Here is a 341-nt window from a genome sequence, read left to right as displayed (position 1 = left end):
GGGTAGGACGGACGGTCACCACCGCTGCGGTCATCGCGACGGAAGCCACCACGGTCACCACGGTTGTCGTCCCGACGGGGGTACGACGGGCGGTCGCCACCCCGGTCATCGCGACGGAAACCACCACGGTCGCCACCGCGATCGTCACGACGGAAACCACTGCGGTCGCCACGGTTGTCGTCGCGGCGCGGGTAGGACGGTCGGTCGCCGCCACCACGGTTGTCGTCACGACGGAAAGACGGACGGTCGCCACGGCTGTCGTCACGACGGTCGTCGCGGCGGAAGCCACCACGGTCGTCGTCACGACGCGGGTACGAGGGACGGTCGCTGCCACGGTCGTC

The 341-nt window shown here is 70.4% G+C and carries 1 protein-coding gene; it reads right to left on the bottom strand.

The features are described from left to right. A partial coding sequence (locus GTW40_RS09800; protein ID WP_161179774.1) for a hypothetical protein occupies positions 1–304 on the bottom strand: 304 nt, incomplete at its 3' end. Positions 305–341: the final 37 nt, after the last annotated feature.

This window comes from Streptomyces sp. SID4985, assembly GCF_009863025.1.
In the GTDB taxonomy this organism is placed as follows: Bacteria; Actinomycetota; Actinomycetes; order Streptomycetales; family Streptomycetaceae; genus Streptomyces.
Note: the sequence above shows the minus strand (reverse complement) of the source record. Positions and strands in the feature narration are given on the sequence as shown.